At 60.0% G+C, this 24,647-nt stretch carries 26 protein-coding genes; 18 read left to right on the forward strand and 8 right to left on the reverse strand.

Annotation, left to right across the window (positions count from 1 at the left end; translation table 11 throughout):
• Positions 1-4 precede the first annotated feature (4 nt).
• Both secB and AC1D17_RS07160 read right to left on the reverse strand, forming a co-directional pair.
• The gene (gene secB / locus AC1D17_RS07155; protein ID WP_477564712.1) at positions 5-496 is read right to left on the reverse strand and encodes a protein-export chaperone SecB; all 492 of its coding nucleotides are present in this window, start codon (positions 494-496) and stop codon (positions 5-7) included.
• A 78-nt stretch (positions 497-574) separates the two neighbouring features.
• Complete coding sequence (locus AC1D17_RS07160) at positions 575-1,102, reverse strand: FxsA family protein (protein WP_477564713.1); 528 nt, start codon at positions 1,100-1,102, stop codon at positions 575-577.
• 139 nt (positions 1,103-1,241) lie between these two features.
• On the opposite strand from AC1D17_RS07160, the gene AC1D17_RS07165 reads away from it, so the two are divergent.
• The 5 genes from AC1D17_RS07165 to gyrB all read left to right on the forward strand — a co-directional run bounded on the left by AC1D17_RS07165 (position 1,242) and on the right by gyrB (position 6,583).
• Positions 1,242-1,940, forward strand: a complete 699-nt coding sequence (locus AC1D17_RS07165) for a Tim44/TimA family putative adaptor protein (RefSeq protein ID WP_477564714.1) — start codon at positions 1,242-1,244, stop codon at positions 1,938-1,940.
• Positions 1,941-1,955: 15 nt separating this feature from the next.
• Positions 1,956-3,065: a murein transglycosylase A gene (gene mltA / locus AC1D17_RS07170; RefSeq protein WP_477564715.1), complete on the forward strand. Its 1,110-nt coding sequence runs from the start codon at positions 1,956-1,958 to the stop codon at positions 3,063-3,065.
• The gene (locus tag AC1D17_RS07175; RefSeq protein WP_477564716.1) at positions 3,058-3,627 is read left to right on the forward strand and encodes a Smr/MutS family protein; all 570 of its coding nucleotides are present in this window, start codon (positions 3,058-3,060) and stop codon (positions 3,625-3,627) included. The genes mltA and AC1D17_RS07175 overlap by 8 nt, the downstream gene beginning before the upstream one ends.
• A complete protein-coding gene (locus AC1D17_RS07180) occupies positions 3,624-3,998 on the forward strand; it encodes a helix-turn-helix domain-containing protein (RefSeq protein ID WP_477564717.1) in 375 nt (124 codons plus the stop codon). The genes AC1D17_RS07175 and AC1D17_RS07180 overlap by 4 nt, the downstream gene beginning before the upstream one ends.
• A gap of 149 nt (positions 3,999-4,147) precedes the next feature.
• Positions 4,148-6,583, forward strand: coding sequence for a DNA topoisomerase (ATP-hydrolyzing) subunit B (gene gyrB / locus AC1D17_RS07185; protein WP_477564718.1), 2,436 nt, complete (start codon positions 4,148-4,150; stop codon positions 6,581-6,583).
• A 74-nt stretch (positions 6,584-6,657) separates the two neighbouring features.
• Here gyrB and AC1D17_RS07190 read toward each other — a convergent pair whose 3' ends face one another.
• Entirely contained in the window at positions 6,658-7,260 is a 603-nt protein-coding gene (locus tag AC1D17_RS07190; protein ID WP_477564719.1) for a nitroreductase family protein, read from the reverse strand.
• A gap of 260 nt (positions 7,261-7,520) precedes the next feature.
• Here AC1D17_RS07190 and gabD point away from each other — a divergent pair, with 260 nt between their 5' ends.
• On the forward strand, positions 7,521-8,975 hold the full coding sequence (gabD, locus tag AC1D17_RS07195) for an NADP-dependent succinate-semialdehyde dehydrogenase (protein WP_477564746.1): 1,455 nt from the start codon (positions 7,521-7,523) through the stop codon (positions 8,973-8,975).
• Positions 8,976-9,088: 113 nt separating this feature from the next.
• Complete coding sequence (locus tag AC1D17_RS07200; RefSeq protein ID WP_477564720.1) at positions 9,089-9,892, forward strand: aldolase/citrate lyase family protein; 804 nt, start codon at positions 9,089-9,091, stop codon at positions 9,890-9,892.
• Here the strand turns inward: AC1D17_RS07200 and AC1D17_RS07205 are convergent, their stop codons facing one another.
• Positions 9,893-10,984 (reverse strand): mannitol dehydrogenase family protein, encoded by a 1,092-nt coding sequence (locus AC1D17_RS07205; RefSeq protein WP_477564721.1) that lies wholly within the window; start codon positions 10,982-10,984, stop codon positions 9,893-9,895.
• A 17-nt stretch (positions 10,985-11,001) separates the two neighbouring features.
• Positions 11,002-11,880, reverse strand: coding sequence for a GntR family transcriptional regulator (locus AC1D17_RS07210; RefSeq protein WP_477564722.1), 879 nt, complete (start codon positions 11,878-11,880; stop codon positions 11,002-11,004).
• Positions 11,881-12,151: 271 nt separating this feature from the next.
• On the opposite strand from AC1D17_RS07210, the gene AC1D17_RS07215 reads away from it, so the two are divergent.
• The 10 genes from AC1D17_RS07215 (at position 12,152) to AC1D17_RS07260 (ending at position 23,339) form a co-directional block, all read left to right on the forward strand.
• Positions 12,152-13,657, forward strand: a complete 1,506-nt coding sequence (locus AC1D17_RS07215; protein ID WP_477564723.1) for a UxaA family hydrolase — start codon at positions 12,152-12,154, stop codon at positions 13,655-13,657.
• A gap of 31 nt (positions 13,658-13,688) precedes the next feature.
• Positions 13,689-14,708: an aldo/keto reductase gene (locus AC1D17_RS07220; RefSeq protein ID WP_477564724.1), complete on the forward strand. Its 1,020-nt coding sequence runs from the start codon at positions 13,689-13,691 to the stop codon at positions 14,706-14,708.
• A gap of 28 nt (positions 14,709-14,736) precedes the next feature.
• Positions 14,737-15,207 carry an RbsD/FucU family protein gene (locus tag AC1D17_RS07225; protein ID WP_477564725.1) on the forward strand — a complete coding sequence of 157 codons (471 nt, stop codon included), beginning with the start codon at positions 14,737-14,739 and terminating at the stop codon, positions 15,205-15,207.
• A 336-nt stretch (positions 15,208-15,543) separates the two neighbouring features.
• Positions 15,544-16,533, forward strand: coding sequence for a substrate-binding domain-containing protein (locus AC1D17_RS07230; protein ID WP_477564726.1), 990 nt, complete (start codon positions 15,544-15,546; stop codon positions 16,531-16,533).
• Positions 16,534-16,657: 124 nt separating this feature from the next.
• Positions 16,658-18,211, forward strand: a complete 1,554-nt coding sequence (locus AC1D17_RS07235; protein WP_477564727.1) for a sugar ABC transporter ATP-binding protein — start codon at positions 16,658-16,660, stop codon at positions 18,209-18,211.
• Between the two features lie 42 nt (positions 18,212-18,253).
• Positions 18,254-19,228 (forward strand): ABC transporter permease, encoded by a 975-nt coding sequence (locus AC1D17_RS07240; protein WP_264219964.1) that lies wholly within the window; start codon positions 18,254-18,256, stop codon positions 19,226-19,228.
• A gap of 95 nt (positions 19,229-19,323) precedes the next feature.
• The gene (locus AC1D17_RS07245) at positions 19,324-20,343 is read left to right on the forward strand and encodes a zinc-binding alcohol dehydrogenase family protein (protein ID WP_477564728.1); all 1,020 of its coding nucleotides are present in this window, start codon (positions 19,324-19,326) and stop codon (positions 20,341-20,343) included.
• A 268-nt stretch (positions 20,344-20,611) separates the two neighbouring features.
• Positions 20,612-21,886 (forward strand): polyhydroxyalkanoate depolymerase, encoded by a 1,275-nt coding sequence (phaZ, locus tag AC1D17_RS07250; RefSeq protein WP_477564729.1) that lies wholly within the window; start codon positions 20,612-20,614, stop codon positions 21,884-21,886.
• 145 nt (positions 21,887-22,031) lie between these two features.
• Entirely contained in the window at positions 22,032-22,460 is a 429-nt protein-coding gene (locus AC1D17_RS07255; protein WP_477564730.1) for a DUF2852 domain-containing protein, read from the forward strand.
• Between the two features lie 120 nt (positions 22,461-22,580).
• Entirely contained in the window at positions 22,581-23,339 is a 759-nt protein-coding gene (locus AC1D17_RS07260) for a M48 family metallopeptidase (RefSeq protein ID WP_264219968.1), read from the forward strand.
• A gap of 11 nt (positions 23,340-23,350) precedes the next feature.
• Here AC1D17_RS07260 and AC1D17_RS07265 read toward each other — a convergent pair whose 3' ends face one another.
• From AC1D17_RS07265 to AC1D17_RS07275, 3 genes are read right to left on the reverse strand one after another with little or no spacing between them, the layout of a single operon-like run.
• Positions 23,351-23,551, reverse strand: coding sequence for a YqaE/Pmp3 family membrane protein (locus AC1D17_RS07265; protein WP_264219969.1), 201 nt, complete (start codon positions 23,549-23,551; stop codon positions 23,351-23,353).
• Between the two features lie 56 nt (positions 23,552-23,607).
• On the reverse strand, positions 23,608-23,973 hold the full coding sequence (locus AC1D17_RS07270; protein ID WP_477564731.1) for a PIN domain-containing protein: 366 nt from the start codon (positions 23,971-23,973) through the stop codon (positions 23,608-23,610).
• Complete coding sequence (locus AC1D17_RS07275; protein WP_477564732.1) at positions 23,967-24,182, reverse strand: CopG family transcriptional regulator; 216 nt, start codon at positions 24,180-24,182, stop codon at positions 23,967-23,969. The genes AC1D17_RS07270 and AC1D17_RS07275 overlap by 7 nt, the downstream gene beginning before the upstream one ends.
• A 127-nt stretch (positions 24,183-24,309) precedes the next feature.
• Between AC1D17_RS07275 and AC1D17_RS07280 the strand changes: the two genes are divergently transcribed.
• Positions 24,310-24,647 (forward strand): phosphoribosylanthranilate isomerase (locus tag AC1D17_RS07280; RefSeq protein WP_477564733.1); only part of this gene is annotated, 338 nt, incomplete at its 3' end.

Below are 24,647 nucleotides of genomic sequence, written 5' to 3' on the forward strand. Positions count from 1 at the left end.
CGGATCAGTTCGCGGTCGTCGAAACCTGCGAGCGAACCTTTTCCTCAGCCATGCGCTGGGTGAACATCTGGGCGAAATCGATCGGATCGATCATCAGCGGCGGGAAGCCACCGTTGCGCGTCGCGTCGGAAACGATCTGGCGGGCAAACGGGAAGAGCAGGCGCGGGCACTCGATGAAGAGCAGCGGCAGCATGTGTTCCTGCGGGAAGCCGGTGACGCGGAAGACGCCGCCATAGGACAGCTCGACATTGAACAGCATCTTGTCGCCGTCCTTGGCCTCTGCGTTCAGCGTCAGGATGACGTCGAATTCCGAATCCGACAGCGGATTGGCGTTGACGTTGACATTGATGTTGATTGCCGGAGCCTTTTCGCGCGCCTGAAGCGAACGCGGCGCACCCGGATTTTCAAACGAAAGGTCCTTGATGTACTGGGCCAGGATGTTCAGGGACGGGCTTTCGGCAGCGCCGCCGTTTGTCGGGGATGCGGTATCGGTCATAAGGGCATTTCCTTCGGACATGAAATTTGGTCAGGCATCTAGCATTTCGCATCCGGGCTTACAACCCGGTGCCGCCGTTCACTTGAGGCGATCGCGCTCGTTCGGATCGGTACGGCCCCGGCCATCGGTGCGGGAAAACTCGTCCTCATCAAGGTCGATCACCTGAGGACCGGCGCTGCGATCTGCGTTGCGGTCCGGCTCAGGCCTGCGAGAAAAGCCACGCCCACCGGTGGCCATGCCGGTCGTGACAATCGTCAGGCGATTCTTGACGAAGGACCAGCCGAGATCCCTGACAGCCGGTATGAAGAGCAGCAGTCCTATGATGTCGCTGATGAACCCTGGAATGATCAACAGGAAGGCGGCAATCACGATCATGACGCCATGCACCAGCTGCCGCCCGGGATCGGTGCCGGCTTGCGAAGCCTGTTGAATCTTCCGCAGGACGCCCAACCCCTGGATACGCAGCAGCACCGCGCCGGCAATCGCACTGGCGAGAACCAGAAGCAGCGTCATGCCGACACCGATTTCGCGGCCCACGAAAATGAAGGCTGCAATCTCTGCAAGCGGCATCAGAAGGAAGAGGATCGGTATAATCAGGGAACGCATTGTGCTGACTCAAAGGTAAGATGCGCCAGTTCCAGGCGAACCGGCAATTGCAAAGAAGTGATATAGCCATTTGAATGATCGTGCCATGCAGACTATATGGGATGATCGCACGGCATATTAACAGCGGTTCTGGGTGGAAATGGGCTCTTTCGACTTCATCACATTGTTTTTCCTGGTCGCCGCGGTGATCATATTCCTCCAATTGCGCAGTGTCCTGGGCAAGCGGACGGGCAACGAGCGTCCGCCGGTCGATCCCTATTCGCCACGCGAAACGGTCGAAGGTCCTGAAGCGTCCGGCAAGGTGGTGCAATTGCCACGCCGCGATGGCGCCGGCGAAGATATGTCCCGCTATGCCGAAATCGATGCCTTCACCAAGGCCGGCACGCCGCTGAACGACGCGCTGCGCCGGATGGCCGACGCCGACCCGGCCTTCGATCCGAAGGAATTCGTCAATGGCGCCAAGATGGCCTACGAGATGATCGTCATGGCTTTCGCCGACGGCGACCGCAAGACGCTCAAGGGTCTTTTGTCCCGCGAGGTTTATGAAGGCTTCGACGCCGCCATTTCCGAGCGCGAAAGCAAGGGCGAAGTCGTCAAGTCGACCTTCGTCGGCATCGAGAAGGCCGACATGGTGCATGCCGAGATCAAGGACAGCGAAGCCAACATTACGCTGCGCATCATCAGCCAGCTGATTTCGGCGACCTACGACAAGGCCGGCGCGATCGTCGATGGCGATGCCGAAGCGGTCTCCGAGGTCAATGATCTCTGGACGTTCTCGCGCGATACCCGTTCCCGCGATCCGAACTGGAAGCTGATCGCGACGGAATCGGAAAACTGATCGGGACTGGCGGCGATGGATTTCGATGTGCAACGGGTCGATTTTTCCGACCTTCCCGGTTGGCAGGCCGACGATCCATCATCGCTTTTGCCGGCGCTTGAGCGCTGCCGCCGCCAGGTTAGCGACGTCAAGCCGCACAAGACGGCGTCACTTGGCATTTCCACCGCCGACCTGATGCCCGCCTATGAGGCGGCCAGAGAGACCCGGCCGCAGGGTGCCGGCAATGCGCGCGCCTTCTTCGAAGACCATTTCGTTCCGTTCAAGATCGTCCGCAACGATGGCAAACCGGGTTTTGTCACCGCTTTTTTCGAGCCGGAGGTTCTTGTCAGCGCGATAAAGGATGAGACCTTCAGGTTTCCCTTCTATCGCCGCCCCGACGATCTCGTCGATATCGATGACAGCAACCGTCCCCAGGGCATGGATCCCTATTTTGCCTTTGCTCAGCAAAAGGACGGCACGATCAGCGAATATCCGGACCGCAAGGCCATCGAGCAGGGCTATCTTGCCGGCCGCGGGCTGGAGATCGCCTATGCCCAATCGAAGACCGATGTGTTCTTCGCCCATGTTCAAGGCGCTGCCCGGCTGGTCTTTCCCGATGGTTCGATGAAGCGGGTGACCTATGCAGCCAAGACCGGTCATTATTTTTCCGCCACCGGCAAGCTTCTGATCGAACGCGGCAAGATCGATGCAGCGACAGTGTCGATGCAGACGATCAAGCAATGGCTTGACGATCATCCGGACGAAGCCGACGAAGTGCTGTGGCACAATCGGTCGTTTATTTTTTTCCGCGAGGCCGATGTCGGTGATATCGGGCTTGGACCGGTCGCAGCCGCAAAAGTTGCGCTGGAACCCGGCCGATCGCTTGCGGTCGACCGGCTCATCCACACGTTCGGCGTTCCCTTTTTCATATCGAGTGACAGCCTGACCTCCATTGAGGGCGGCCGTCCCTTCCGCCGGCTGATGCTGGCGCTCGATACCGGCTCGGCCATCGTTGGCCCGGCGCGCGGCGATATCTTTACCGGGTCCGGCGACGAGGCCGGACGGCTGGCTGGTGCCGTGCGCAACGAGGCCGACTTTTTCATTTTCATCCCGAAGGCCGCGGCGGCAAGATACGGCCATGGTTAAGGCAAAGAAGCTCACCAGCGAAGACCGGATCCTTTGGGGCAAGGTCGCCCGCACCACCCGCCCGCTGCCGGGACGCATGGACGAGCTTGCGGAATTTGAAGAGCCCAAACCCGAGCCGGAGCCGGAAAAACGGCCGGTACCGGTGATCAAGGAGGGCAAGTCGCTCACTGAGGCCTTCGGCAGCGCTCCGCCGGAAGCCGCAAAACGGCCTGCCCGTATCCATCATCCGCTGGAAAAACCGGTGAAGCGCAAGCTCGCGAAAGGCCATCTGGCGATCGAGGCGCGGATCGATCTGCATGGCATGATCCAGAGCGAGGCGCATGGCCTGCTGTTGCATTTCCTGATGCGGGCTTATGACCGGGGTTTGCGGCATGTGTTGGTCATCACCGGCAAGGGAACGTCGCTTGGCAGCGACGGTGCCCTCAAGCGGGCAGTGCCGATGTGGTTTTCGCTGCCGGAATTCCGCATGCTGATTTCGTCCTACGAGCCTGCCGCCCGCAATCACGGCGGCGAAGGTGCGCTTTACGTCCGGCTATCACGGCCAAAGGGCATGGCGCCATGACTCCGTTGGGAGAGGCGATGCGCCAGCTGCGGCAGAAAAAGGGTGTCTCGCAGAAACAGATGGCGGCGGCGATCGGCGTATCGCCTGCCTATCTCTCGGCCCTGGAGCACGGAAAACGCGGTGCTCCGAGCTTTGAATTCCTGCAAAGGGTCGCCGGATATTTCAATGTCATCTGGGACGATGCCGACGAACTGTTCGGCTTGGCAGCCCTTTCGGATCCCAAAGTGGTGCTGGATACATCCGGTCTGCCGTCGACGCACACGGCCTTTGCCAATCGCCTTGCGGGCCGTATTCGCACCTTATCCGGCGAAACCATCCGTATCCTGGAAGATGTTTTGGAAAAAGCCCGCTTTCCTGATAAGGAACTCTGACGATCCCCTGATTTCTGCCGCTTTCAGGCTGCATGGGATTTGGAACTATGGACAAAATCCCTATATTCGGGGAGCGCCATCGAGGGGTGATTCGCACGGAATCCGATCCCGAAGACATGGCATCGTAACCTGGAAAGACCTATAGCCGAATGACCGATTTGCCTGAAACCGAAGCCGGCGCAAGCGCCGAATATGGTGCCGATTCCATTAAGGTTCTGAAGGGCCTTGATGCCGTCCGCAAGCGGCCGGGCATGTATATCGGCGACACTGACGATGGCTCGGGCCTGCATCACATGGTCTACGAAGTCGTCGACAATGCGATCGACGAAGCGCTGGCTGGCCATGCCGACATCGTCACCGTGTCATTGAACCCCGACGGTTCGGTGACGGTCACCGACAACGGCCGCGGCATTCCGACCGACATTCACACCGGCGAAGGCATCTCGGCTGCCGAAGTGATCATGACGCAGCTGCATGCCGGCGGAAAATTCGACCAGAATTCCTACAAGGTTTCCGGTGGTCTGCACGGCGTCGGCGTTTCGGTCGTCAACGCGCTATCGGTCAAGCTGAAGCTCAAGATCAAGCGTCAGGGCAAGATTCACGAGATCAACTTCACCCATGGCGTTGCGGATGCGCCGCTCGCCGTCATCGGCGACAGCAATGGCGAGACCGGCACGGAAGTGACCTTCCTGCCGAGCACCGAAACCTTCACGATGATCGACTTCGACTACGGAACGCTGGAGCATCGCCTGCGCGAACTCGCCTTCCTCAATTCGGGCGTTCGCATCCTTCTCACCGACAAGCGGCATTCCGATATTCGCGAAACCGAGATGATCTATGACGGCGGCCTCGAAGCCTTCGTCGCCTATCTCGACCGCGCCAAGAAGCCGCTGGTTTCCAAGCCGGTTGCGATCCGCGGCGAAAAGGACGGCATCACCGTCGAAGTCGCGATGTGGTGGAACGACAGCTATCACGAGAACGTCCTCTGCTTCACCAACAACATCCCGCAGCGCGATGGCGGCACGCATATGGCCGGCTTCCGCGGGGCGCTGACCCGCCAGATCATTTCGTATGGCGACAGCTCCGGCATCATGAAGAAGGAAAAGGTTTCGCTGACCGGCGAGGATTGCCGCGAAGGCTTGACGGCGGTGCTTTCGGTCAAGGTACCGGATCCGAAATTTTCCTCGCAGACCAAGGACAAGCTGGTCTCCTCGGAAGTCCGCCCGGTCGTCGAAAGCCTCGTTAACGAAGCCCTGAGTGTCTGGCTCGAAGAACATCCGGGCGACGCGAAAATCCTCGTCGGAAAGGTCGTGGAAGCGGCCGCTGCCCGCGAAGCCGCCCGCAAGGCACGCGAACTGACCCGCCGCAAGGGCGCGCTCGACATTTCCTCGCTGCCCGGCAAGCTTGCCGACTGCTCCGAGCGCGATCCGGCAAAATCCGAGCTCTTCCTGGTGGAAGGGGATTCCGCCGGCGGTTCGGCCAAGCAGGGCCGTTCCCGCGAAAATCAGGCGATCCTGCCGCTGCGCGGTAAAATTCTGAACGTCGAGCGCGCGCGTTTCGACAAGATGCTGTCCAGCCAGGAAATCGGTACGCTGATCACGGCACTCGGCACATCGATCGGCAAGGACGAGTTCAATCCGGAAAAGCTGCGCTATCACAAGATCATCATCATGACCGATGCTGACGTCGATGGTGCCCATATTCGCACGCTGCTTTTGACGTTCTTCTTCCGCCAGATGCCGGAACTGATCGAGCGCGGCCATCTCTATATTGCCCAGCCGCCGCTCTACAAGGTAGCGCGCGGCAAGTCTGCGCAATATCTGAAGGACGAAAAGGCACTGGAAGAGTACCTGATCTCCATGGGTCTCGAAGATGCCGCCCTTGAACTCGGCTCCGGCGAAGTCCGGGTCGGCCAGGATCTGCGCGAAGTCATCCTCGATGCGCTGCGTCTGCGTTCGCTGGTCGAGGGGCTGCATTCGCGCTACAGCCGTTCGGTCGTCGAGCAGGCAGCGATTGCCGGTGCGCTCAATCCGGAACTCAATAACCATCAGGCCCAGTCCGAAGCAACGGCAGCCGAAGTCGCCAAGCGGCTCGACCTGATCGCCGAGGAAACCGAGCGTGGCTGGATTGCGGTCGTTGCCGGCGACGGCGGCCTGCGCTTTGAGCGCATGGTTCGCGGCGTCAAGGAAGTGGCCTCGCTGGACATGGCCCTGATCGGGTCGTCCGATGCCCGCCATATCGATCAGCTGACGCCGCGTCTGAAAGAAATCTACGGCATTCCGCCGGTCCTGCGGCGCAAGGACAGCACGCTGGAAATCAGCGGTCCGCGCGCCCTTCTCGACGCCATCTTCGCCAGCGGCCGCAAGGGCCTGACGATGCAGCGTTACAAGGGGCTGGGCGAGATGAATGCCGAACAGCTCTGGGAAACGACGCTCGATCCGAACGTCCGCTCGCTGCTGCAGGTGAGGGTGCATGACGCCACCGATGCGGATGGTCTGTTCTCGCGCCTGATGGGTGACGAGGTCGAGCCGCGGCGCGATTTCATCCAGGAAAACGCGCTCAGCGTCGCCAACCTGGATATCTGAAACAGGCGGCACGGCCGCGTCTTCATTGAAAACCGCGCCTTCCATCTGGAAGGCGCGGTTTTCTTTTTATCTGCTCAATCGGCGATGAAGGTGCCGTTGAAGGCAATTTCGGCAAGCGGGCGGCGCGGGCTTGGCGTTTCGCGCGCCTGCAGGAAGTCCGGCAGTTGGGTTTTGTCGCCCAGACGGCCGATGGCCGCTGCCGCCTCGACGCGGTAGCCATCGGGAATGCCGAGTATTTCAATGGCCTTGTCGAAATGAAGACCGGTCATGCCGTGGGCCTGGAAGCCAAGCAGCTGTGCCTGATGGGCAAGCGAGCCCCAGGCGGCGCCAGTATCGAAGCTATGACTATAGGACGGCTTTTCCTCGGTGGTGCCCGGTGCTGCAAAATGGGTCTTCGAAATCATGATGACGAGCGCAGAGGCGGATTTTGCCCAGCCCTGGTTGAATTCGTTGAGGATTGGGAAGATCCTGTCCCATTGCTCGGTGCCACGCAGCGCATAGACGAAGCGCCATGGCTGCGAATTGTAAGCCGAAGGCGCCCAGCGGCCGGCTTCGAGGATCGTCAGCAGTTCGGTTTCGGAAATGGTCTCACCCGTGAAGGCGCGCGGAGACCAGCGATTGAGAAAGCTCGGCTCGATGGGATAGTCTGCCTGGCGGTAGTTGCTGGAGGTTGCCATTGGTAAATTCCTGTCTCGGAGGTCCGGAGTTTGGGAGGTCGTTGAAACGGACACAGTCCGTATATGGCGATCGCGTACACGTCGGATAGGCGGCGAATTGGCGACGGAATGTCTCCAAAATGAAGACGACGATCCGGCCGACACGATCATGTGGCTGATACCGACGATAAAACCGCGCGTGGGGTTATTGTCGAACGCCAGAAAAAAGTTGTATAAGTTCTGTAGATTTTTTCGAAGCAAAGGATTTGCTGCTGATGACCGTGACCTTGAAAGACCCTTCGCTGTTTCGCCAGGCCGCGCTCGTCGGCGGAAACTGGATCGAGGCCGATCCGAAAAACGCCATCGACGTGAACAATCCGGCGACTGGCGAAATCATCGGCCGCGTGCCGAAGCTCGGCGCGCCTGAGACCAAGGCAGCCATCGAGGCGGCACGGATCGCGCAGAAGGGCTGGGCGGCAAAGACCGCCAAGGAGCGCTGCGGCGTGCTGCGCAAATGGTACGACCTGATGATCGAGAACAAGGACGATCTCGGCCGCATCCTGACGCTCGAGCAGGGCAAGCCGCTGGCAGAAGCGACCGGCGAAATCGTCTATGGCGCCAGCTTCATCGAATGGTTTGCCGAGGAAGGCCGCCGCATCTACGGCGACATGATCCCCGGTCACCAGCCGGACAAGCGCATCATGGTGATGAAACAGCCGATCGGCGTCGTCGCGGCAATCACGCCGTGGAACTTCCCGAACGCGATGATTACCCGCAAGGCCGGCCCGGCCTTTGCTGCCGGTTGCGCCATGGTTTTGAAGCCGGCTTCGCAGACGCCGTTCTCGGCCATCGCGATCGCCGTTCTGGCCGAGCGCGCCGGCCTGCCGAAGGGGCTGTTCAGCGTCATCACCGGGTCGGCCGTGGCCATCGGCGGCGAAATGACCTCCAACCCGACCGTGCGCAAGCTGACCTTTACCGGTTCGACGGAAATCGGCACCGAACTGTACAAGCAGAGCGCACCGACCATCAAGAAACTCGGTCTGGAACTCGGCGGCAACGCACCCTTCATCGTTTTCGATGACGCCGATCTCGACGCCGCCGTCGAAGGCGCACTGATCGCCAAATACCGCAATAACGGCCAGACCTGCGTCTGCGCCAACCGCATCTACGTTCAGGACGGGGTCTACGACGCCTTCGCCGAAAAGCTGGCAACGGCTGTCGGCAAGCTCAAGACCGGCAACGGTTTCGACGAAGGTGTGATCCTTGGCCCGCTGATCGACAAGGCAGCGCTGAACAAGGTTGAGGAACACATTGCCGACGCCGTGAAGAAGGGTGCGCGCATCCTGCAGGGCGGCAAGCCGCATCCGCTCGGCGGCACTTTCTTCGAAGCGACGATCCTGGCCGATGTCACCAAGGACATGGCGGTCGCCCGCGAAGAAACCTTCGGCCCGCTGGCCCCGCTGTTCCGCTTCAAAAGCGAATCGGATGTCATCGAACAGGCCAACGATACCGAGTTCGGTCTCGCATCCTATTTTTACGCCAAGGATCTATCGCGCGTCTTCCGGGTTGCCGAAGCGTTGGAATACGGCATGGTCGGCGTCAATACCGGCCTGATTTCAACAGCCGAAGCGCCGTTTGGCGGCGTCAAGCTGTCCGGGCTTGGGCGCGAGGGCTCGAAATACGGCATCGAGGAATTCACCGAGATCAAGTATGTCTGCCTCGGCGGCATTGCCTGACGTGCAAGTCGGGGCTGGTCTTCCGGCCGGGTTTTGAACAGAACCGGCCGGATAAGCTCTGGCCGGTTTTTTCGTTTGCCGGTACAAACCAGTAAAGACAGCAGGAGACAGCCATGCCCGCCTTGAAAAATACCTTCAAAGCCGCGATCCGCGAGGATCGTTTTCAGCTGGGTCTCTGGGTCGCGTTGGCAAGCCCCTATGCGGCGGAAATCGTCTCGGGCAGCGGTTATGACTGGCTGCTGATCGATGGTGAGCATGGGCCCAACGATATCCCGCTTCTGTCGGCACAGATCCAGGCCGTGGCCCGCTCCGGCAGCCATCCGATGGTCCGGCTGCCCGTCGGCGAAACCTGGCTGATCAAGCAAATCCTCGATACCGGCGCCCAGACGCTGTTGATCCCGATGGTGGAAAGTGTCGAGGAGGCACAGGCTCTGGTGCGCGCCGTGCGTTATCCGCCGCATGGCGTGCGCGGCGTCGGTGCTGCACTCGGACGCGCGTCCCAATTTAGCCGGATCACCGACTATCTCGAAACGGCCAACGACGAAATCTGCCTGATCGTGCAGATCGAGAGCCGTGCCGGTTTGGCGGCCCTGGATGATATTGCAGCGCTTGAAGGGATCGATGGGCTGTTCATTGGTCCGTCCGATCTGGCAGCAGATATGGGATATCTTGGCCAGCCGGGGCATCCGGAGGTCACGGCGGCGATCAAGGATGCGTTCGATCGCATCGGCAAGGCTGGAAAGGCGCGCGGCATCATGACGCTGAACCTTGATCAGGCTCATATGTACCGTAAGATGGGCGCGACGTTCATGGCAATCGGCACGGATGTGACGCTTCTTGTCAGCGCCACGACCCGGTTGCGGGACGATTTCCTGTCCGGTGGGAAAAACGACGCCAAGCCGGTTTCCGGCTACTGATCATCGGTTCTCGATGATCGCCGCAAGCTTCGGCATGGCGACATCCGGGCTCCAGGCTCTGAAATCGGCAAGCCGCCGGGTGATTTTTTCGGCATGATGATTGGCGATATCGCGAATGCGGTGGTCCAGAAATGGATTGCCGAACCGGTCGAGCGTCAGCGCCACGTAGCTCTTGGCTTCGCTACCGAGGTTCCTTGCAGCAAAGCCGGGAAGGACCTCGGTTTCATAGATATCCATCAGCTTTGCGAGAATGTCGCGATCTTTCAGGATGGCTTTGACGGTTTCATCCTGCGGCCGTCCGGCTTTCAGCCAGAGATCGGCAAGCACAGTGTGGCCGAGATTGAGGATATGCAGCTTGAGTTTCTCATAAGGGGAGAGATCATCGACCAGCAGAATGGATGGATGGGTGCACGGAAGTTTTAGCCCGGGCTGCGCCTCGATCGCCCAGAGGGCATAGGGTTCCGCCACCGCTCCGGCCGGTTGCAGCGGCTCGGAGACGATCCGGTCCACCAGAGTGTTACCCCAGATGACCCGGGTCGACAGCCATTCGCCGAAATCCTGATCGGCGATCCGTTCTGCTTGAAGGTCAAGCATGGCCCCCTTCAGCGTATCTCCGTTGCGCGTAACAAGCTCGCAGGGCAGGATCGTCAGGGGCCTGCCGCCAGCGCGGTAGCGTCCGTGCAGAAGGATCAGCAGTTTGCCGGGAAACGAGGCCGGAATTTCCGTCACGAGATCGTCAGGGCCGACTGCATAGCCGGTATCGCCGGTGTTGGAGATCAGCACCTCCGCTTCCGTCGCCACAATCCGCTTCACCTCATCCCAGTCGCCCGCCGCCGATAGGGCCCGGGCGACGCTGGTCACCTGTTGCGCACGATCGATTTCGGCACCCTCTACGAGACCGCGGGTGATGACCGGAAAACCCTCCGGCGCCGCCAGCGCCGTCAGGCGTCCGGCGCGCTCCGCCGAGCCCGTGGTCTGAACGATGGTGATCTTGCCGATGGCCTCGCCCTTCTCCAGGGCCTCGCTGACAAAGAGATCGGCATGAGCCTGCAGGAAACGGCTGGTTCCAAATTGGACGATGGGCGTGATCATGATGCTTATGAATCCGGCTATTGAATGGATTGGAGCAGGGTTTCGCGTGCCGACTTTAAATGGCGGCGGCAGGCGGCCTCGACGCGTGCTGGATCGCGGGAGCGAAGGGCTGAGATGTAATCGAGATGTTCCTCGAGCGCGCGGGCGTTGCGCTCGCGCGCGTTCGTCTTGTTCCACTGGTAGTGATAGTGGAAGACGATGGTGATGATGTCGTAGAAATCGACGATGAACCGGTTGCTGGACGACGTGTGCACCAGAAGATGGAAGCGTTCGTCGAGTTCGGAGAATTCCTTGTAGCGATTGTCGATATCGGCCAGGATTTCGTGGTGCAGGGCCTCAATCCGGTCGAGATCGGTCCAGGCCGGATGATCGGGCGCAAGTGCCGCAAAGCTCGCGGCCGAGCGCAACTCGAACATTTCACGCACTTCCGTCAGCTCCAGTGCAAATTCACGGGTAAAACCCTTTAGAATCCAGTGGCTGTTCGGCCGTTTCTCGATCAGGCCGAACCGGCTGAAGCGTATGAGGAATTCGCGCACGCTGGTCGTGCCGGTGCCGATGTCGCGCGCCAGTTCCAGCTCGTTGATCTGCATGCCGGGCTCGGCACCGCCGGCCAGAATCCGGCGCATGAAACTGCGCTCGATAATGTCGGACAGCGAATCGGTTTCCTCCGGCGGGTAATAGTCTTCCGGTTTCGGCTGGCGCAAAACCACCTTTGTCCGCTTGTCCCAGGCAAGCAGCTGCAGCTCTTCCATGCGTGTCAGGATGGCGCGGATGGTGGTGCGGCTGACGCCGAGCGTCGTGCCAAGCTCCGGCTCCGAAGGCAGGCTCGAGGTTTCCGCAAGCAGCTTGAGGCAGCGGTTGAAGGCGTCCTTGAAGACGGTATTCTGTTTCGCCATGATGTAACCGACCGGATGAGGGTTTCTATGGGCCCGACGAGCGGGCAAGGTTTTGCCGGTGCTCTATCCCGTCCACCCGCTCTTGTCTCTGGCTTTGCTTTGCAGTTCCATGGTTGTTTCGTTCCTGAATTTATTTTGGCGCGGCCGCGGCCTTTTCGCTGCACACCACAAGCGCATAATACCCATTGACGGCAAACTGTCTATTGTGGATAAAAGACAAAATGAATGAGAAGGCTCATTCGGATAAAAATTGTCCAGGGAGATTACAAGGGTGACCGCACCTTCCTTCATCGTTTTGTCGCCGGACGACAATGTCGCCGTCGCGTCGCTCGCTATCGGGCCTGGCGGTGAGCTACCGGGCGGTGTTCGCGCCGCAGCCAGAATTGAGCCGGGTCACAAGGTGGCGATTCATCCGGTCCATATCGGCGAACCGGTGGTGAAATACGGCCAGGCGATCGGCCGCGCGACGGCGGAGATCGCTCCGGGCGATCATGTTCATTCGCACAATCTGGCCTTCGATCAGGACCGACTGTCGATCGGTGCGCCGGTGCCGCCGGAAGCGGCAAGCGTTGCCGACAAGGCCCGCACTTTCCTGGGCTATCGCCGCGCCGATGGCCGCGCCGCGACCCGAAATTTCATCGGCATCATTGCCAGCGTCAACTGTTCCACCACCGTTTGCCGGGCGATCGCCGAGGAGGCCAACAAGGTCATCCTGCCGCGCTACGACGGTATCGACGGTTTCGTGCCGATCGTTCACGATCAGGGCTGCGGCATGAGTTCGACCGGCGACGGCATGAAGAACCTGCACCGGACGCTCGCCGGCTACACGCGCCATGTGAATTTCGGCGGCGTTCTGATGGTCGGTCTTGGCTGCGAGGTCAACCAGCTGACGCTTTATGGCCAATCGGGTGCTGGTGCCGGAAAACGCCATTTCAACATTCAGGACGCCGGCGGTTCACGCCGTGCGGTGGCCCGGGCGCTCGGCGTGCTCGAGGAGATCGCGCAAGAAGTTGGAACGGCCAAGCGCATCCCGATTTCGGTCAGCGAAATTATCGTCGGGCTGCAATGCGGCGGTTCGGATGGACTTTCCGGTATCACGGCCAATCCGGCTCTGGGCGTCGCTGTCGATATTCTCGCCGGTGCCGGCGGCACGGCCATCCTGTCGGAAACCTCGGAAATCTATGGTGCTGAGCATCTGCTGCGCAGCCGGGCCGTCGACGATAGCGTTGCTGAAAAGCTCGACGGGCTGATTTCCTGGTGGGAAGACTATGTTGCCATGCATGGTGCCTCGCTCGACAACAATCCTTCGCCGGGCAACAAGCGCGGCGGTCTGACGACCATCCTTGAAAAGTCGCTCGGTGCCGTCGCCAAGGGCGGCCGGTCACCGCTGACGGCGGTCTATCATTATGCCGAGCGGGTGACGGAACACGGCCTCGTGTTCATGGACACGCCCGGTTACGACCCGGTCTCGGCGACGGGGCAGGTCGCGGGTGGCGCCAATGTCATCACGTTTACGACCGGCCGCGGCAGCTGTTTCGGCTCGCGTCCGTGCCCGTCGATCAAGCTGACGAGCAACACGGCGCTCTACCGCGCCATGGAAGAGGACATGGACATCGATTGCGGCGTGATTGCCACGGGCGATGCAACGATCGCCGGAATGGGGCGCGCGATCTTCGATCTGATCATCGATACGGCGTCCGGCAAGAAAACCAAAAGCGAGCTGTTCGGCTACGGTGACAATGAATTCGTGCCCTGGCACCTGGGCGCGACGCTCTGACGGGCGGCCGTTGGAGCGAAGGAGAGAGTTGATGCGACTAAGAAAAATCGGCGCGACGGATCTGTCCGTTACCGAATACAGTTTTGGCACGGCGGCAATTGGCGGCATGTATCGGGCTTGCCCACGCGAGACGGCAATGGAAACGCTGGAGGCTGCCTGGACTGCCGGCCTGCGGTTCTTCGATACGGCCCCCTGGTACGGCTTCGGTCTTGCCGAACGGCGGGTCGGCGATTTCCTGCGCGAAAAGCCATCCGGCAGTTACGTTCTCTCCACCAAGGTCGGCCGGCTGCAGCGCCCGGTCCCCGGCGACAAGGTGCCGAGCTATGGCTTCGTCGATCCGCTGCCGTTCGACACGGATTACGACTATTCCTATGACGGCATCATGCGGTCGGTGGATTTCAGCTATGCGCGCCTTGGCCTCAACCGGATCGATATGCTCTTCGTCCATGATATCGGCGTCTATACACATGGCGCCGAGCGCAATGCCGTCTATCTTCGCCAGCTGCTGGATGGCGGGTTGAAAGCGCTGGAGCAGCTGAAGTCGAGCGGCGCCATTGCCGCCTACGGACTGGGTGTCAACGAGGTGCCGGTCTGCCTCGATGTCATGGCTGAGGCGGATATCGACTGCATCCTTCTGGCCGGGCGATATACGCTGCTTGATCGCACCGCCACTGCCGACTTGCTGCCGCTTTGCGAGAAAAAGAAAACCTCCCTTGTGGTTGGCGGCGTTTTCAATTCGGGTATTCTGGCTACCGGTCCGGTGGAAGGATCACACTTCGATTATATGCCGGCGACCGCGGAGGTTCTCGACAAGGTAAGGGCGATGGAAGCGATTGCGCGGTCGCAAGGGTTGCCGCTGGCCGCACCCGCCATCCAGTTTCCGTTGCAGAGCCCGGCGGTTGCCTCGGTTCTTCTGGGAACGGCCAAGCCGTCGAGCCTGATGCGCAATATGGAATTGACGGAGCGGCGCCTGCAGCCGGACGATTTCAAGGCCTATGACGTCCATACGCTGGTGGCACCCGAACTGGGAACGGACGCCGTCCGGGTTTAGCCGGCTTCAAGGGACAAAGGAAAACGGAATGCTCAAAGGAATACATCCATTGCTCGGCCCGGATCTGCTGCATGCGATCCGCACCATGGGGCATGGGGACGAGATCGTCATCGCCGACGCCAATTTTCCGGCCAGCACCATGGGTCCAAAGGTCGTTCGCGCCGATGGGGTCGATGCGCTGGGCATTGCCGAGGCAATCCTTGCGCATATGCCGCTCGACACCTTCGTGGATGAATCTGCCTGGCGCATGGAAGTGGTCGGCGATCCGCAGGCGGTACCGGAGGTCTGCGTCGAATTCCAGAATCTGGTCAACACGCTTGCCGGTGATTTCAAGGTCGTGCCGATCGAGCGCTTTGCCTTTTATGATCGCTCACGCAAGGCGGCCTATATCGTCGCCACGTCCGAATTCCGGCTTTACGGCAATCTTATCCTGAAGAAAGGCGTCGTGCAGCCTACGGAATTGTTCACGATCGACAGCCTGACAAAAACCACGAAATAGACTGAACATTCCATATAGTAACAATCCGGAATAGAAATATCATTTTTCTGTTGCGTTTGAAATGTCTCTGAACTAGCATCTGGGCATAGGGAGGAGTGTCCCCGTATGCTGCCGGCTGTCCAAGCTCATGGAGGTGAGAGGAAATTCAATGATTTCCGATGCTTGGCGGTCAGCACCGATTATCGAAAAGTAGTTTTACCCCGCTTGCATTTTCGAAAACGCTGAGATAGCTTGCCAGAGCTAAATGTTTTTTATCGATAAAAGATCGAGCTGTTAACGTCTTGCAGTCCGGTCTGGAGAGAACTCAACAAGACGTTGTTGGAGGAGAACAACACCATGACACTTATGAAGAACATCCTGTCCCGCCGCGCCTTCACCAGCCTGGCCGGTGCCGCCGTTTTCGCAACCATGATGCCGATGAGCTCGTTTGCGGCCGACGTCACAATCCCGATCATCGTCAAGGACACGACATCGTTCTACTGGCAGATCGTTCTGGCCGGTGCCCGCGCCGCCGGCAAGGATCTCGGCGTCAACGTGCCGGAGCTCGGTGCCCAGTCGGAATCCGACATCAACGGCCAGATCACCATCCTGGAAAATGCCGTCGCCGGCGCACCGGCCGCCGTCGTCATTTCGCCGACGGAATTTAAGGCGCTCGGCAAGCCGATCGACGAAGCTGCAAAGTCCGTACCGGTCATTGGTATCGACTCGGGCGCCGACTCGAAGGCATTTACCTCGTTCCTGACCACCGACAACGTCCAGGGCGGACGTATCGCTGCTGACGGCTTGGCTGCTGCCATCAAGGAAGCAACGGGCAAGGAAGAGGGCGAAATCGCCATCATCACCAGCCTGCCGGGCGTCGGCTCGCTCGATCAGCGCCATGAAGGCTTCGTCGAAGTTATCTCCGCGAAGTACCCGGGCCTCAAGGTCGTTGCCGACAAGTATGCCGACGGCCAGGCAACCACCGGCCTGAACATGATGACCGATCTGATCACCGCAAACCCGAACCTCGTCGGCGTGTTCGCATCCAACCTGATCATGGCGCAGGGCGTTGGCCAGGCGATCGCTGAAAACAAGCTCGGCGACAAGATCAAGGTCATCGGCTTCGATAGCGACGAAAAGACGGTCGGCTTCCTCAAGGAAGGCGTTCTCGCCGGCCTCGTCGTGCAGGATCCTTATCGCATGGGCTATGACGGCATCAAAACGGCTCTGGCTGCTTCGAAGAAGGAAAAGGTCGAAGCCAATGTCGATACGGGCGCCAACCTGGTGACCAAGGCCAACATGGCCGATCCGAAGATCGATGCCCTCCTGAACCCGAAGGTCAACTGATCCAAACAAGGCGGCAGGACGCTCCCCGCGGGGAAACGGCCTGCCGCTTGTGCTACAATATGAATTCAGACCTGTTTCAGCCGTTGGGTTGAGACAGGCTTGGGTCCGGGGGAGGAAAACCGCCATGACAGGACTTTACGATGTCAGCCACCGGCACGAGGAGGGTGCGGCGACGATTGCCAAACACCCCGTTCCAAAGGGCCAGCCGATCCTGGAACTGCGCGGACTGCAGAAGAAATACGGTGCCGTCGAGGCCCTGAAGCCGGCAAATATCACCTTCCTCTCAGGCGAAGTCCACGCGATCGTCGGCGAAAACGGTGCGGGAAAGTCGACACTGATCAAGCTTTTGACCGGCGTTATCCGGCGAACCTCGGGCGAGGTCTTCTGGTGCGGTGAAGCCGTGCAGCTTGCCAATCCGAATGATGCGATTTCGCGCGGCATCAATGCCGTGCATCAGGAAGTCGTGCTGTGCCGGCACCTGACGGTCGCCGCCAACATGTTCCTCGGCGACGAGATGAACAAGAACGGCCTGATGCGCAAGCGTGCGATGACGGACGCGGCCCAGGCCGTGCTCAACGATCTCGGCTTTAATCTTCCCGCCGGCGCCCTTCTCGGCGACCTGACGATCGGCCAGCAGCAGCTGGTGGCGACGGCGCGCGCGGCAATGCGCGGCACCCAGTTCCTGATTTTCGACGAGCCGACCGCCTACCTGACTCGCCAGGAATCGGCGCAGCTCTTCCGGCTCATTCGCCGGCTGCAGGGCGAAGGCGTGACGATCGTCTATATCAGCCACCGGATGGAGGAGGTTTTCGAGCTTGCCGACCGGGTTTCGGTGCTGCGCGACGGCACCCATATCGGGACGCGCAATATCGGCGAGACCAATGATGCCGAGCTGATCGCGATGATGATCAACCGCACCATCGAGCAGATTTATCACAAGGAAACGCTACCGATTGGCGCGACAATTGTCGAGACGCGCGGTCTCTCGGGCCCGGGTTTCGAGGATGTTTCACTGTCCGTCCGGGCTGGCGAGATCGTTGGCCTTTACGGGCTGATCGGTGCCGGGCGCAGCGAATTTGCGCTGGGGCTTTATGGCCGCCAACCGGTTTCGTCCGGCGAAGTCTTCTGGCAGGGCAACAAGGTTCACATCCGTAACGAGCGGGTGGCCATGGACCTCGGCATTGCGCTGGCGCCCGAGAGCCGCCGCGACCAGGGACTCTGCCTCAACCTGCCGATCGGCCTCAACATCAACCTACCGGTCTTCGACCGGCTATCGCGGGGCCTCACGATCAACCGTCGCAGCGAAATCGAGAATGCCGACCGGCTGATCAAGGACCTGAAGATCAAGACGCCGACGCGGCGGGTGCTGGCGTCGGCCATGTCCGGCGGCAACCAGCAGAAGATCGTCATCGGCAAATGGCTGAGCCACGGTGCCAAGCTGTTCATTTTCGACGAGCCGACGGTCGGCGTCGATGTCGGTACCAAGGCGGAAATCTACCGTTTGTTTGCCCGGCTACTGGAGCAGGGGGCCGGCATCATCCTGATCTCGTCCTATCTGCCGGAGGTCTACGAGCTTTCCGACCGGCTGCATGTGTTCCGGCAGGGCAAGCTCGTCGCCAGCCATACCTATCGCAGTGCCTCACATGAGGAAGTGCTGACCCAGGCGATCGGCGTCTAGCACCATGAAAAGACCGAATAAGAAAAAGCGTGGAGAAAAATCATGAGCGTAGAGACCGCAACCGAAGCCGCACCGGTGCCGAAGAAAGGCATGAACATCCTGTTCGGCCTGACCCTTTTCGGGTTGTTGCTGTTCCTCTGGCTGCTTCTCGGGTTTTCCACCAGCAGCTTCTGGACCCCCAACAATATCAGCAACCTGCTGCGTCAGGGCGCGATGACCGCGATCCTCGCGGTGGGACAGACATTCGTCATCATCACCGCCGGTATCGATCTTTCCGTCGGCGCGGTGGTTGGCTTCTCCAGCGTTACGGTTGCCTGGCTGTTGCAGCATGGCGTACCGCTTTGGCCGGCCATGGGCATCACGCTTCTGGTCGGTGTGCTGATCGGCACGTTCCATGCCTTCGGCATTGTTCGCATGGGGCTTCCAGCCTTCATCATCACTTTGGCGACGCTGACCTCGCTGCGCGGTATCGGCCTTTTGGTCACCAACGGCTCGACGATCTCCATCAGCGACGAGTCCTTCACCAACTTCTCGCGGGCCGATTTTCTCGGCATTCCCAGCCTGTTCTGGATGGTTATCGTTGTTGCAATACCGGCCTACATCTTCCTGCACCTGAGCCGCTGGGGCCGCTATCTCTTCGCGGTGGGGTCGAACAGCGAAGCGGCGCGTCTGTCCGGCGTCAACGTCAACCGGACGATCTATCTCGCCTACATCCTGTCTTCCACATGCGCCGCCTTCGTCGGTCTGCTGCTCGCTTCGCGTATCGGCATCGGCAATGCCACTCAGGCGGAAGGCTGGGAATTGCAGGCGATCGCCTCCTCCGTCATCGGCGGCACCAGCCTGTTCGGCGCGGTCGGGTCGGTGCACGGGCCGTTGCTCGGCGCCTTCATCCTGGCGACCATCAACAACGGCGCCAATCTGCTCAACGTCAACGCGTTCGTGCAGCGGATCATTACCGGCGTGCTGATCATCGTCATCGTCTATTTCGACCAGCTGCGCCGCCGCGGTTCGCGCTGATCATTACGGACATCCGGCCGGTTCCCTTCCGGCCGGATGCCGTTGACACCACTAGCCACCCATTTGTGAATTGAGACCGCAAGGAGCTGCCTGCCATGAAAGCGGCTATCTGCCCGGAGCCCGGGCGCCTGGATATCATCGACAGACCTGCGCCGGGTTCGCCGCCGAAGGGCTGGGCACGGCTGGCGGTCAGCCATGTCGGCATCTGCGGCACCGATTATCATATTTTCGAGGGCAAACATCCCTATCTCGAATATCCGCGGGTCATGGGTCACGAGATTTCGGCAACGGTGATCGAATCCGGCGAAGGAGTATCCTTGGCGCCGGGTACGCCGGTCATCGTCAACCCGTATCTTTCCTGCGGAACCTGCGTTGCCTGCCTCAAGGGCAAGCCGAACTGCTGCACCGCAATCAAGGTTCTGGGCGTTCATACCGACGGCGCGCTTTGCGAAGAAATTCTCGTACCCGAAATAAACCTCTACCCGGCCGGTGACCTTTCGCTCGAGGCTGCGGCAACGGTGGAGTTCCTGGCGATCGGCGCCCATGCGGTACGCCGTTCGCTTGCGCCAGCCGGATCGCGGGCGCTGGTCATCGGCGCCGGGCCGATCGGCCTTGGAACAGCACTCTTCTCCCGCATCGCCGGACATCAGGTGACGCTGCTCGATGCCAGCGCCGAACGTTTGGACATGGCCGCCGAACGGCTGGGTTTTGCGGAAGGCATATTGGCTGGGGATGGCGCTTTGGAAGCCGTGCTGGCGGCGACGGGCGGCGACGGTTTCGATGTGGTCTTCGACGCCACCGGCTTTGGCGGGTCGATGGAGAAATCCTTCTCCTTCGTCGCGCATGGCGGCTGCCTGGTCTTCGTCAGCGTGGTGAAGGACGACATCCGCTTCTCCGATCCGGAATTCCACAAGCGCGAAATGATGCTGGTCGGCAGCCGCAATGCGACGCGGCAGGACTTCGAGCATGTGGCGGCATCCATCCGCGCTGGCGATGTCCCGGTAGCCTCCCTCGTCACGCATCGCACCACACTGGATGATATCGTGACGGACCTTCCGCGCTGGGCGCATGAAAAAACCGGTTTGATCAAGGCTGTGGTGAGGGTTTCGCGGTAACTCATGCGGTCGAACCCAAGGCTTTGCCCAGGATTTCTCCGGCAGCGACACCCGAAAGCAGCCTCGGGCAAGCCTCTTTACCGAGTATCAAACCCGCTGCGACAACACTTGTGACGGTCTCATCACCGAGGGATCGCGGCATATTTATTGCGTCGCACAAGAAAAGTGCTAGTGTCTGCCTCGCTTGCGGACACAAACAACAAGAATGCAAGGTTGCGTCCGGTTGGGAGCGGCGTTGTCGTTTACGGTAACAAGGAGAACGCTTCCGATGTTCTACCAGCTTTACGAACTCAATCATGCGATGATGGCCCCCTGGCGCGCGGCAGCCGATGCCATGCGGCTCGCCTACGCCAATCCACTCAACCCATTTTCACACACCTATATGGGCAGGGCCGTCGCTGCCGGCCTTGAAGTCTTTGAGCGCACAACGCGCCGTTACGGCAAGCCGGAGTTCGGCCTGCCCGAAACCATTGTCGATGGCGTGCCGGTCGCGGTGCGGGAGCGGATCGTCTGGCGCGAGCCGTTCTGCAATCTCATCCATTTCGAACGCGCCCTGCCGAAGGGCAAGGCTTCCGACCCGAAGGTTCTGATCGTCGCGCCGATGTCCGGCCATTATGCGACGCTGCTGCGCGGCACAGTCGAAGCGCTATTGCCGCAGTCGGATATCTATATCACCGACTGGATCGATGCCCGCACGGTGCCGTTGACCGAAGGCACGTTCGACCTTGATGACTATATCGACTACGTCGTCCAGATGCTGCATTTCCTCGGCCCAGACACGCATGTCATCGCCGTCTGTCAGCCGGCGGTACCGGTTCTGGCCGCCGTCGCCCTGATGGAAGCAAACGACGATCCGCTGTCGCCGTCCTCCATGACGCTGATGGGCGGGCCGATCGATACGCGCATCAATCCGACGGCGGTCAACCAGCTGGCCAAGGATAAGCCGATCAAATGGTTCCGCGACAATGTCGTGATGCCGGTTCCGTTTCCGCAGACGGGTTTCATGCGTCCGGTCTATCCGGGCTTCCTGCAGCTGTCCGGATTCATGTCGATGAACCTTGACCGCCACCTGACGGCGACCAAGGATTTCTTCGAACATCTCGTCAAGAACGACGGCGATGCTGCCGAAAAGCACCGTGATTTCTACGATGAATATATGGCGGTGATGGACCTGACGGCGGAATTCTACCTGCAGACCGTCGAGACAGTCTTCATGCACCACGCGCTTCCGAAGGGCGAGATGATGCACCGCGGACAGCGTGTCGATACGACGGCGATCCGCAAGGTCGCTCTTCTGACGGTGGAAGGCGAGAACGACGATATTTCGGGCGTCGGCCAGACGAAGGCGGCGCAGACCATCTGCACCAACATTCCGGAAAACATGCGCATGCACTACATGCAGCCGGATGTCGGCCATTACGGTGTTTTCAACGGTTCCCGTTTCCGCCGTGAAATTGCGCCGCGCATCACTGCGTTCCATCGCGAGCATGCCCGCGCTGCCAAGCCGGTGCGCCAGGTGATCAAGGGCGGCAAGTCCGCCTGATCATCGCGATATATCGATTTCATCGATCGATATCAGGGGCTTGCCGGAATCTGCGGACAATTGTCTTGCAGACCGGTGAGCCTCTTCCCATCTCGTTATAAGCGGGCCCGAAGGAGAGGCCCACTTTTAGCAAGGACTTCTGAACATGAACCAATCTGCATTGATCCGTCCTGACTGGACGCCAGCGACCATTGCCATGATGGTGCTCGGTTTTGTAGTTTTCTGGCCGCTTGGGCTTGCCATGCTTGCCTATATCCTGTTCGGCGAACGGCTGAAGGGCTTCAAGAAGGACGCCAACAATAGCGTTGACGGCTTTTGCTCGTCCTTCAAGCGAAAAAGCCAGCGTTATGGCCGCCCAAGCTTCGGCACCGGTAATGTTGCCTTTGACGACTGGCGCGATGCCGAACTGGCTCGCCTCGACGAGGAACGCCGCAAGCTCGATGAGATGCGCGAACAGTTCGACGAATATGTCCGCGAGCTTCGCCGCGCCAAGGACCAGGAAGATTTCGACCGTTTCATGCGCGATCGCAATCCCGGCGGTTCCGGCTCGGTCCCGGGCTTTCCGGCCAACTGATCCGGCCATCAGCCAGACAAACAGAACCGGCATCTCCAAAGGTGCCGGTTTTTCTTTTTGATACGGTCCCGTTTGGTCGGGATCATGCGTCCTTCAAACGAATCGGTTATGAAGACACTCATGTTCTCCCTGCTTCGAAAGTCGCGTCAGCCCAAATCTCCGCCGCCACCGGTGACGCGGACGATTGATGTTGCGGGCAAGGTCATGCCGCTGACCATTCGGCAGAATGCCCGCGCCACGCGGATGACGCTGCGTATCGAACCGGGCGGCCGTGCCCTGAAGATGACCATTCCGGCCGGATTGCCCGAGCGCGAAATCAACGCCTTTCTCGATCGTCATCAGGGCTGGCTGATGACCAAGCTCGCCCGGTTTTCCGGCGAGAGTGTCCTGGAGGAGGGGGGCACGATCCTTCTGCGCGGCGTCGCGCACCGGATCGAGCGCACCGGCAAGCTGCGCGGCCTGACGGAGGCGGTGATTGTCGATGACGAACCGGTGTTGCTGGTCAGCGGTGCCGAGGAACATCTGCGCCGCCGGATCGCGGATTTTCTGAAGAAGGAAGCCCGCAAGGACTTAGAACGCCTGGTGTCGATCTACGCGCGCATGGTCGGCCGCAAGGTGAAATCGCTCAGTTTCAAGGACACCCGCAGCCGTTGGGGCTCCTGTGCTGCCGATGGCGCCTTGAGTTTTTCCTGGCGCATCGTCATGGCGCCGCCGAAAGTGATCGACTATCTCGCCGCCCATGAGGTCTCGCATCTGCGCGAAATGAACCACGGGCCGGATTTCTGGGATCTATGTGAAGAGCTTTGCCCGGCGATGGACGACGCCAAGCGGTGGCTGAAGCGCAACGGTACCATGCTGCACGCAATCGATTTCGATTGAATGCAGCCGGCTCAGCGCCGGGACTGGTTGCCCAGGGCTTCCCTGATCTTTTCGTCCGTCTTGTACTGGCTGAGCGCATAGACCGACCAGATTGCTGCCGGAATCCAGCCGATCAGCGTCACCTGCAGGATAAGGCAGACAATGCCGGCAATCGGCCGGCCGATGGTGAAAAACTGAAGCCAGGGCAGGATGATGGCAAGCAGAAGGCGCATGATGTTCTCCGTGTATCTGTCCCGGATATAGGAAGCCTCGCCTGCCTTGCAACGGGCTAAAGCGTATAGGGTACGCGCACGAAGGGGGAACCGGCTGCAAAATCCTTGGTATTGCGCGTGATGAGCAACATATCGTGGGCTGATGCTGAAGCCTCTATGATGGCATCTGGTAGCTTGATACGCCGCTTTCGGCGCAGCGCCACGGCAAGATCGGCAATTGGAGCCGTCAGCCCGATCAGGGCAAAGCCGTTGAGAAAGGCGCGTGTTCCGGGTTGAGCCTCTTCGCTGGCGCCGGCCATGACTTCCATCCACGAAATGATGCTGATGGCGCTGTCTTCATAAAGAGCGAGTTCATCGCGTGCCTGTGGAATACCATTGAGATAATCGATCAGGATGTTGGTATCGAACAGCGCCTTTACCATTCGCTGCGGACTTTCTCCTGGTATGACAGCCCATCTATTCCGCCTTCGCCCCAGAGCCCGAAGGCGTCGTCGATTTCAACCCGGCGTCGACGCTGGACGTAATCGTCGATCGCCGCCCGGATCACAGCCGCCCGCGACAGCTTTTCGGCTTTTGCGATATCTTCGAGTGCCTGAACTTGAAGTTCGGTGATGTCGATCAAAGTTCTCATAGCCGATCCCTCATATATCGATATACGATATCATTTTAGGACGACCTTGTCATCTGAGTGTTCTGGAAGCCCGCATTTGTCGGTTTTAAGCTCGACTCGGACGACATTTCATGTCAGTTCGCTGTGCATGAAAACGGAAGTCAAAATTTGCGGGCTGAAGACCGCCGAGGCCGTGGACAGGGCGGTGGCGCTCGGTGCGCGCTATACGGGTTTCATCTTCTTTCCGAAGAGCCCGCGCAATATCGAGCCCGACGATGCCGGCCGGTTGGCCGATCGCATTCGCGGCAAGGCGAAGATCGTCGCTGTCACCGTCGACGCCAGCAATGATGATCTCGACGAGATCGTCTCGGCGCTGTCGCCGGACATTCTCCAGCTCCACGGCAATGAGAGCCCCGAGCGTGTTTTGACGGTGAAGGCCGTCTATGGGCTGCCCGTCATCAAGGTGCTGTCCATTCGCGAGGCCGA

Source organism: Pararhizobium sp. P1_E7, assembly GCF_056405855.1.

Bases quoted from the DNA above. Each gene is read 5' to 3' on its own strand.
- AC1D17_RS07275 (WP_477564732.1), bottom strand. From the start codon at position 24,182: ATGAGAACTTTGATCGACATCACCGAACTTCAAGTTCAGGCACTCGAA.
- phaZ (WP_477564729.1), top strand. From the start codon at position 20,612: ATGTTCTACCAGCTTTACGAACTCAATCATGCGATGATGGCCCCCTGG.
- AC1D17_RS07265 (WP_264219969.1), bottom strand. From the start codon at position 23,551: ATGCGCCTTCTGCTTGCCATCATCCTGCCCTGGCTTCAGTTTTTCACC.
- AC1D17_RS07205 (WP_477564721.1), bottom strand. From the start codon at position 10,984: ATGATCACGCCCATCGTCCAATTTGGAACCAGCCGTTTCCTGCAGGCT.
- AC1D17_RS07260 (WP_264219968.1), top strand. From the start codon at position 22,581: ATGTTCTCCCTGCTTCGAAAGTCGCGTCAGCCCAAATCTCCGCCGCCA.
- AC1D17_RS07160 (WP_477564713.1), bottom strand. From the start codon at position 1,102: ATGCGTTCCCTGATTATACCGATCCTCTTCCTTCTGATGCCGCTTGCA.
- AC1D17_RS07245 (WP_477564728.1), top strand. From the start codon at position 19,324: ATGAAAGCGGCTATCTGCCCGGAGCCCGGGCGCCTGGATATCATCGAC.
- AC1D17_RS07165 (WP_477564714.1), top strand. From the start codon at position 1,242: ATGGGCTCTTTCGACTTCATCACATTGTTTTTCCTGGTCGCCGCGGTG.
- AC1D17_RS07240 (WP_264219964.1), top strand. From the start codon at position 18,254: ATGAGCGTAGAGACCGCAACCGAAGCCGCACCGGTGCCGAAGAAAGGC.
- AC1D17_RS07255 (WP_477564730.1), top strand. From the start codon at position 22,032: ATGAACCAATCTGCATTGATCCGTCCTGACTGGACGCCAGCGACCATT.
- AC1D17_RS07270 (WP_477564731.1), bottom strand. From the start codon at position 23,973: ATGGTAAAGGCGCTGTTCGATACCAACATCCTGATCGATTATCTCAAT.
- AC1D17_RS07220 (WP_477564724.1), top strand. From the start codon at position 13,689: ATGCGACTAAGAAAAATCGGCGCGACGGATCTGTCCGTTACCGAATAC.
- gyrB (WP_477564718.1), top strand. From the start codon at position 4,148: ATGACCGATTTGCCTGAAACCGAAGCCGGCGCAAGCGCCGAATATGGT.
- secB (WP_477564712.1), bottom strand. From the start codon at position 496: ATGACCGATACCGCATCCCCGACAAACGGCGGCGCTGCCGAAAGCCCG.
- mltA (WP_477564715.1), top strand. From the start codon at position 1,956: ATGGATTTCGATGTGCAACGGGTCGATTTTTCCGACCTTCCCGGTTGG.
- AC1D17_RS07180 (WP_477564717.1), top strand. From the start codon at position 3,624: ATGACTCCGTTGGGAGAGGCGATGCGCCAGCTGCGGCAGAAAAAGGGT.
- AC1D17_RS07175 (WP_477564716.1), top strand. From the start codon at position 3,058: ATGGTTAAGGCAAAGAAGCTCACCAGCGAAGACCGGATCCTTTGGGGC.
- AC1D17_RS07225 (WP_477564725.1), top strand. From the start codon at position 14,737: ATGCTCAAAGGAATACATCCATTGCTCGGCCCGGATCTGCTGCATGCG.
- AC1D17_RS07210 (WP_477564722.1), bottom strand. From the start codon at position 11,880: ATGGCGAAACAGAATACCGTCTTCAAGGACGCCTTCAACCGCTGCCTC.
- AC1D17_RS07200 (WP_477564720.1), top strand. From the start codon at position 9,089: ATGCCCGCCTTGAAAAATACCTTCAAAGCCGCGATCCGCGAGGATCGT.
- AC1D17_RS07190 (WP_477564719.1), bottom strand. From the start codon at position 7,260: ATGGCAACCTCCAGCAACTACCGCCAGGCAGACTATCCCATCGAGCCG.
- AC1D17_RS07230 (WP_477564726.1), top strand. From the start codon at position 15,544: ATGACACTTATGAAGAACATCCTGTCCCGCCGCGCCTTCACCAGCCTG.
- AC1D17_RS07235 (WP_477564727.1), top strand. From the start codon at position 16,658: ATGACAGGACTTTACGATGTCAGCCACCGGCACGAGGAGGGTGCGGCG.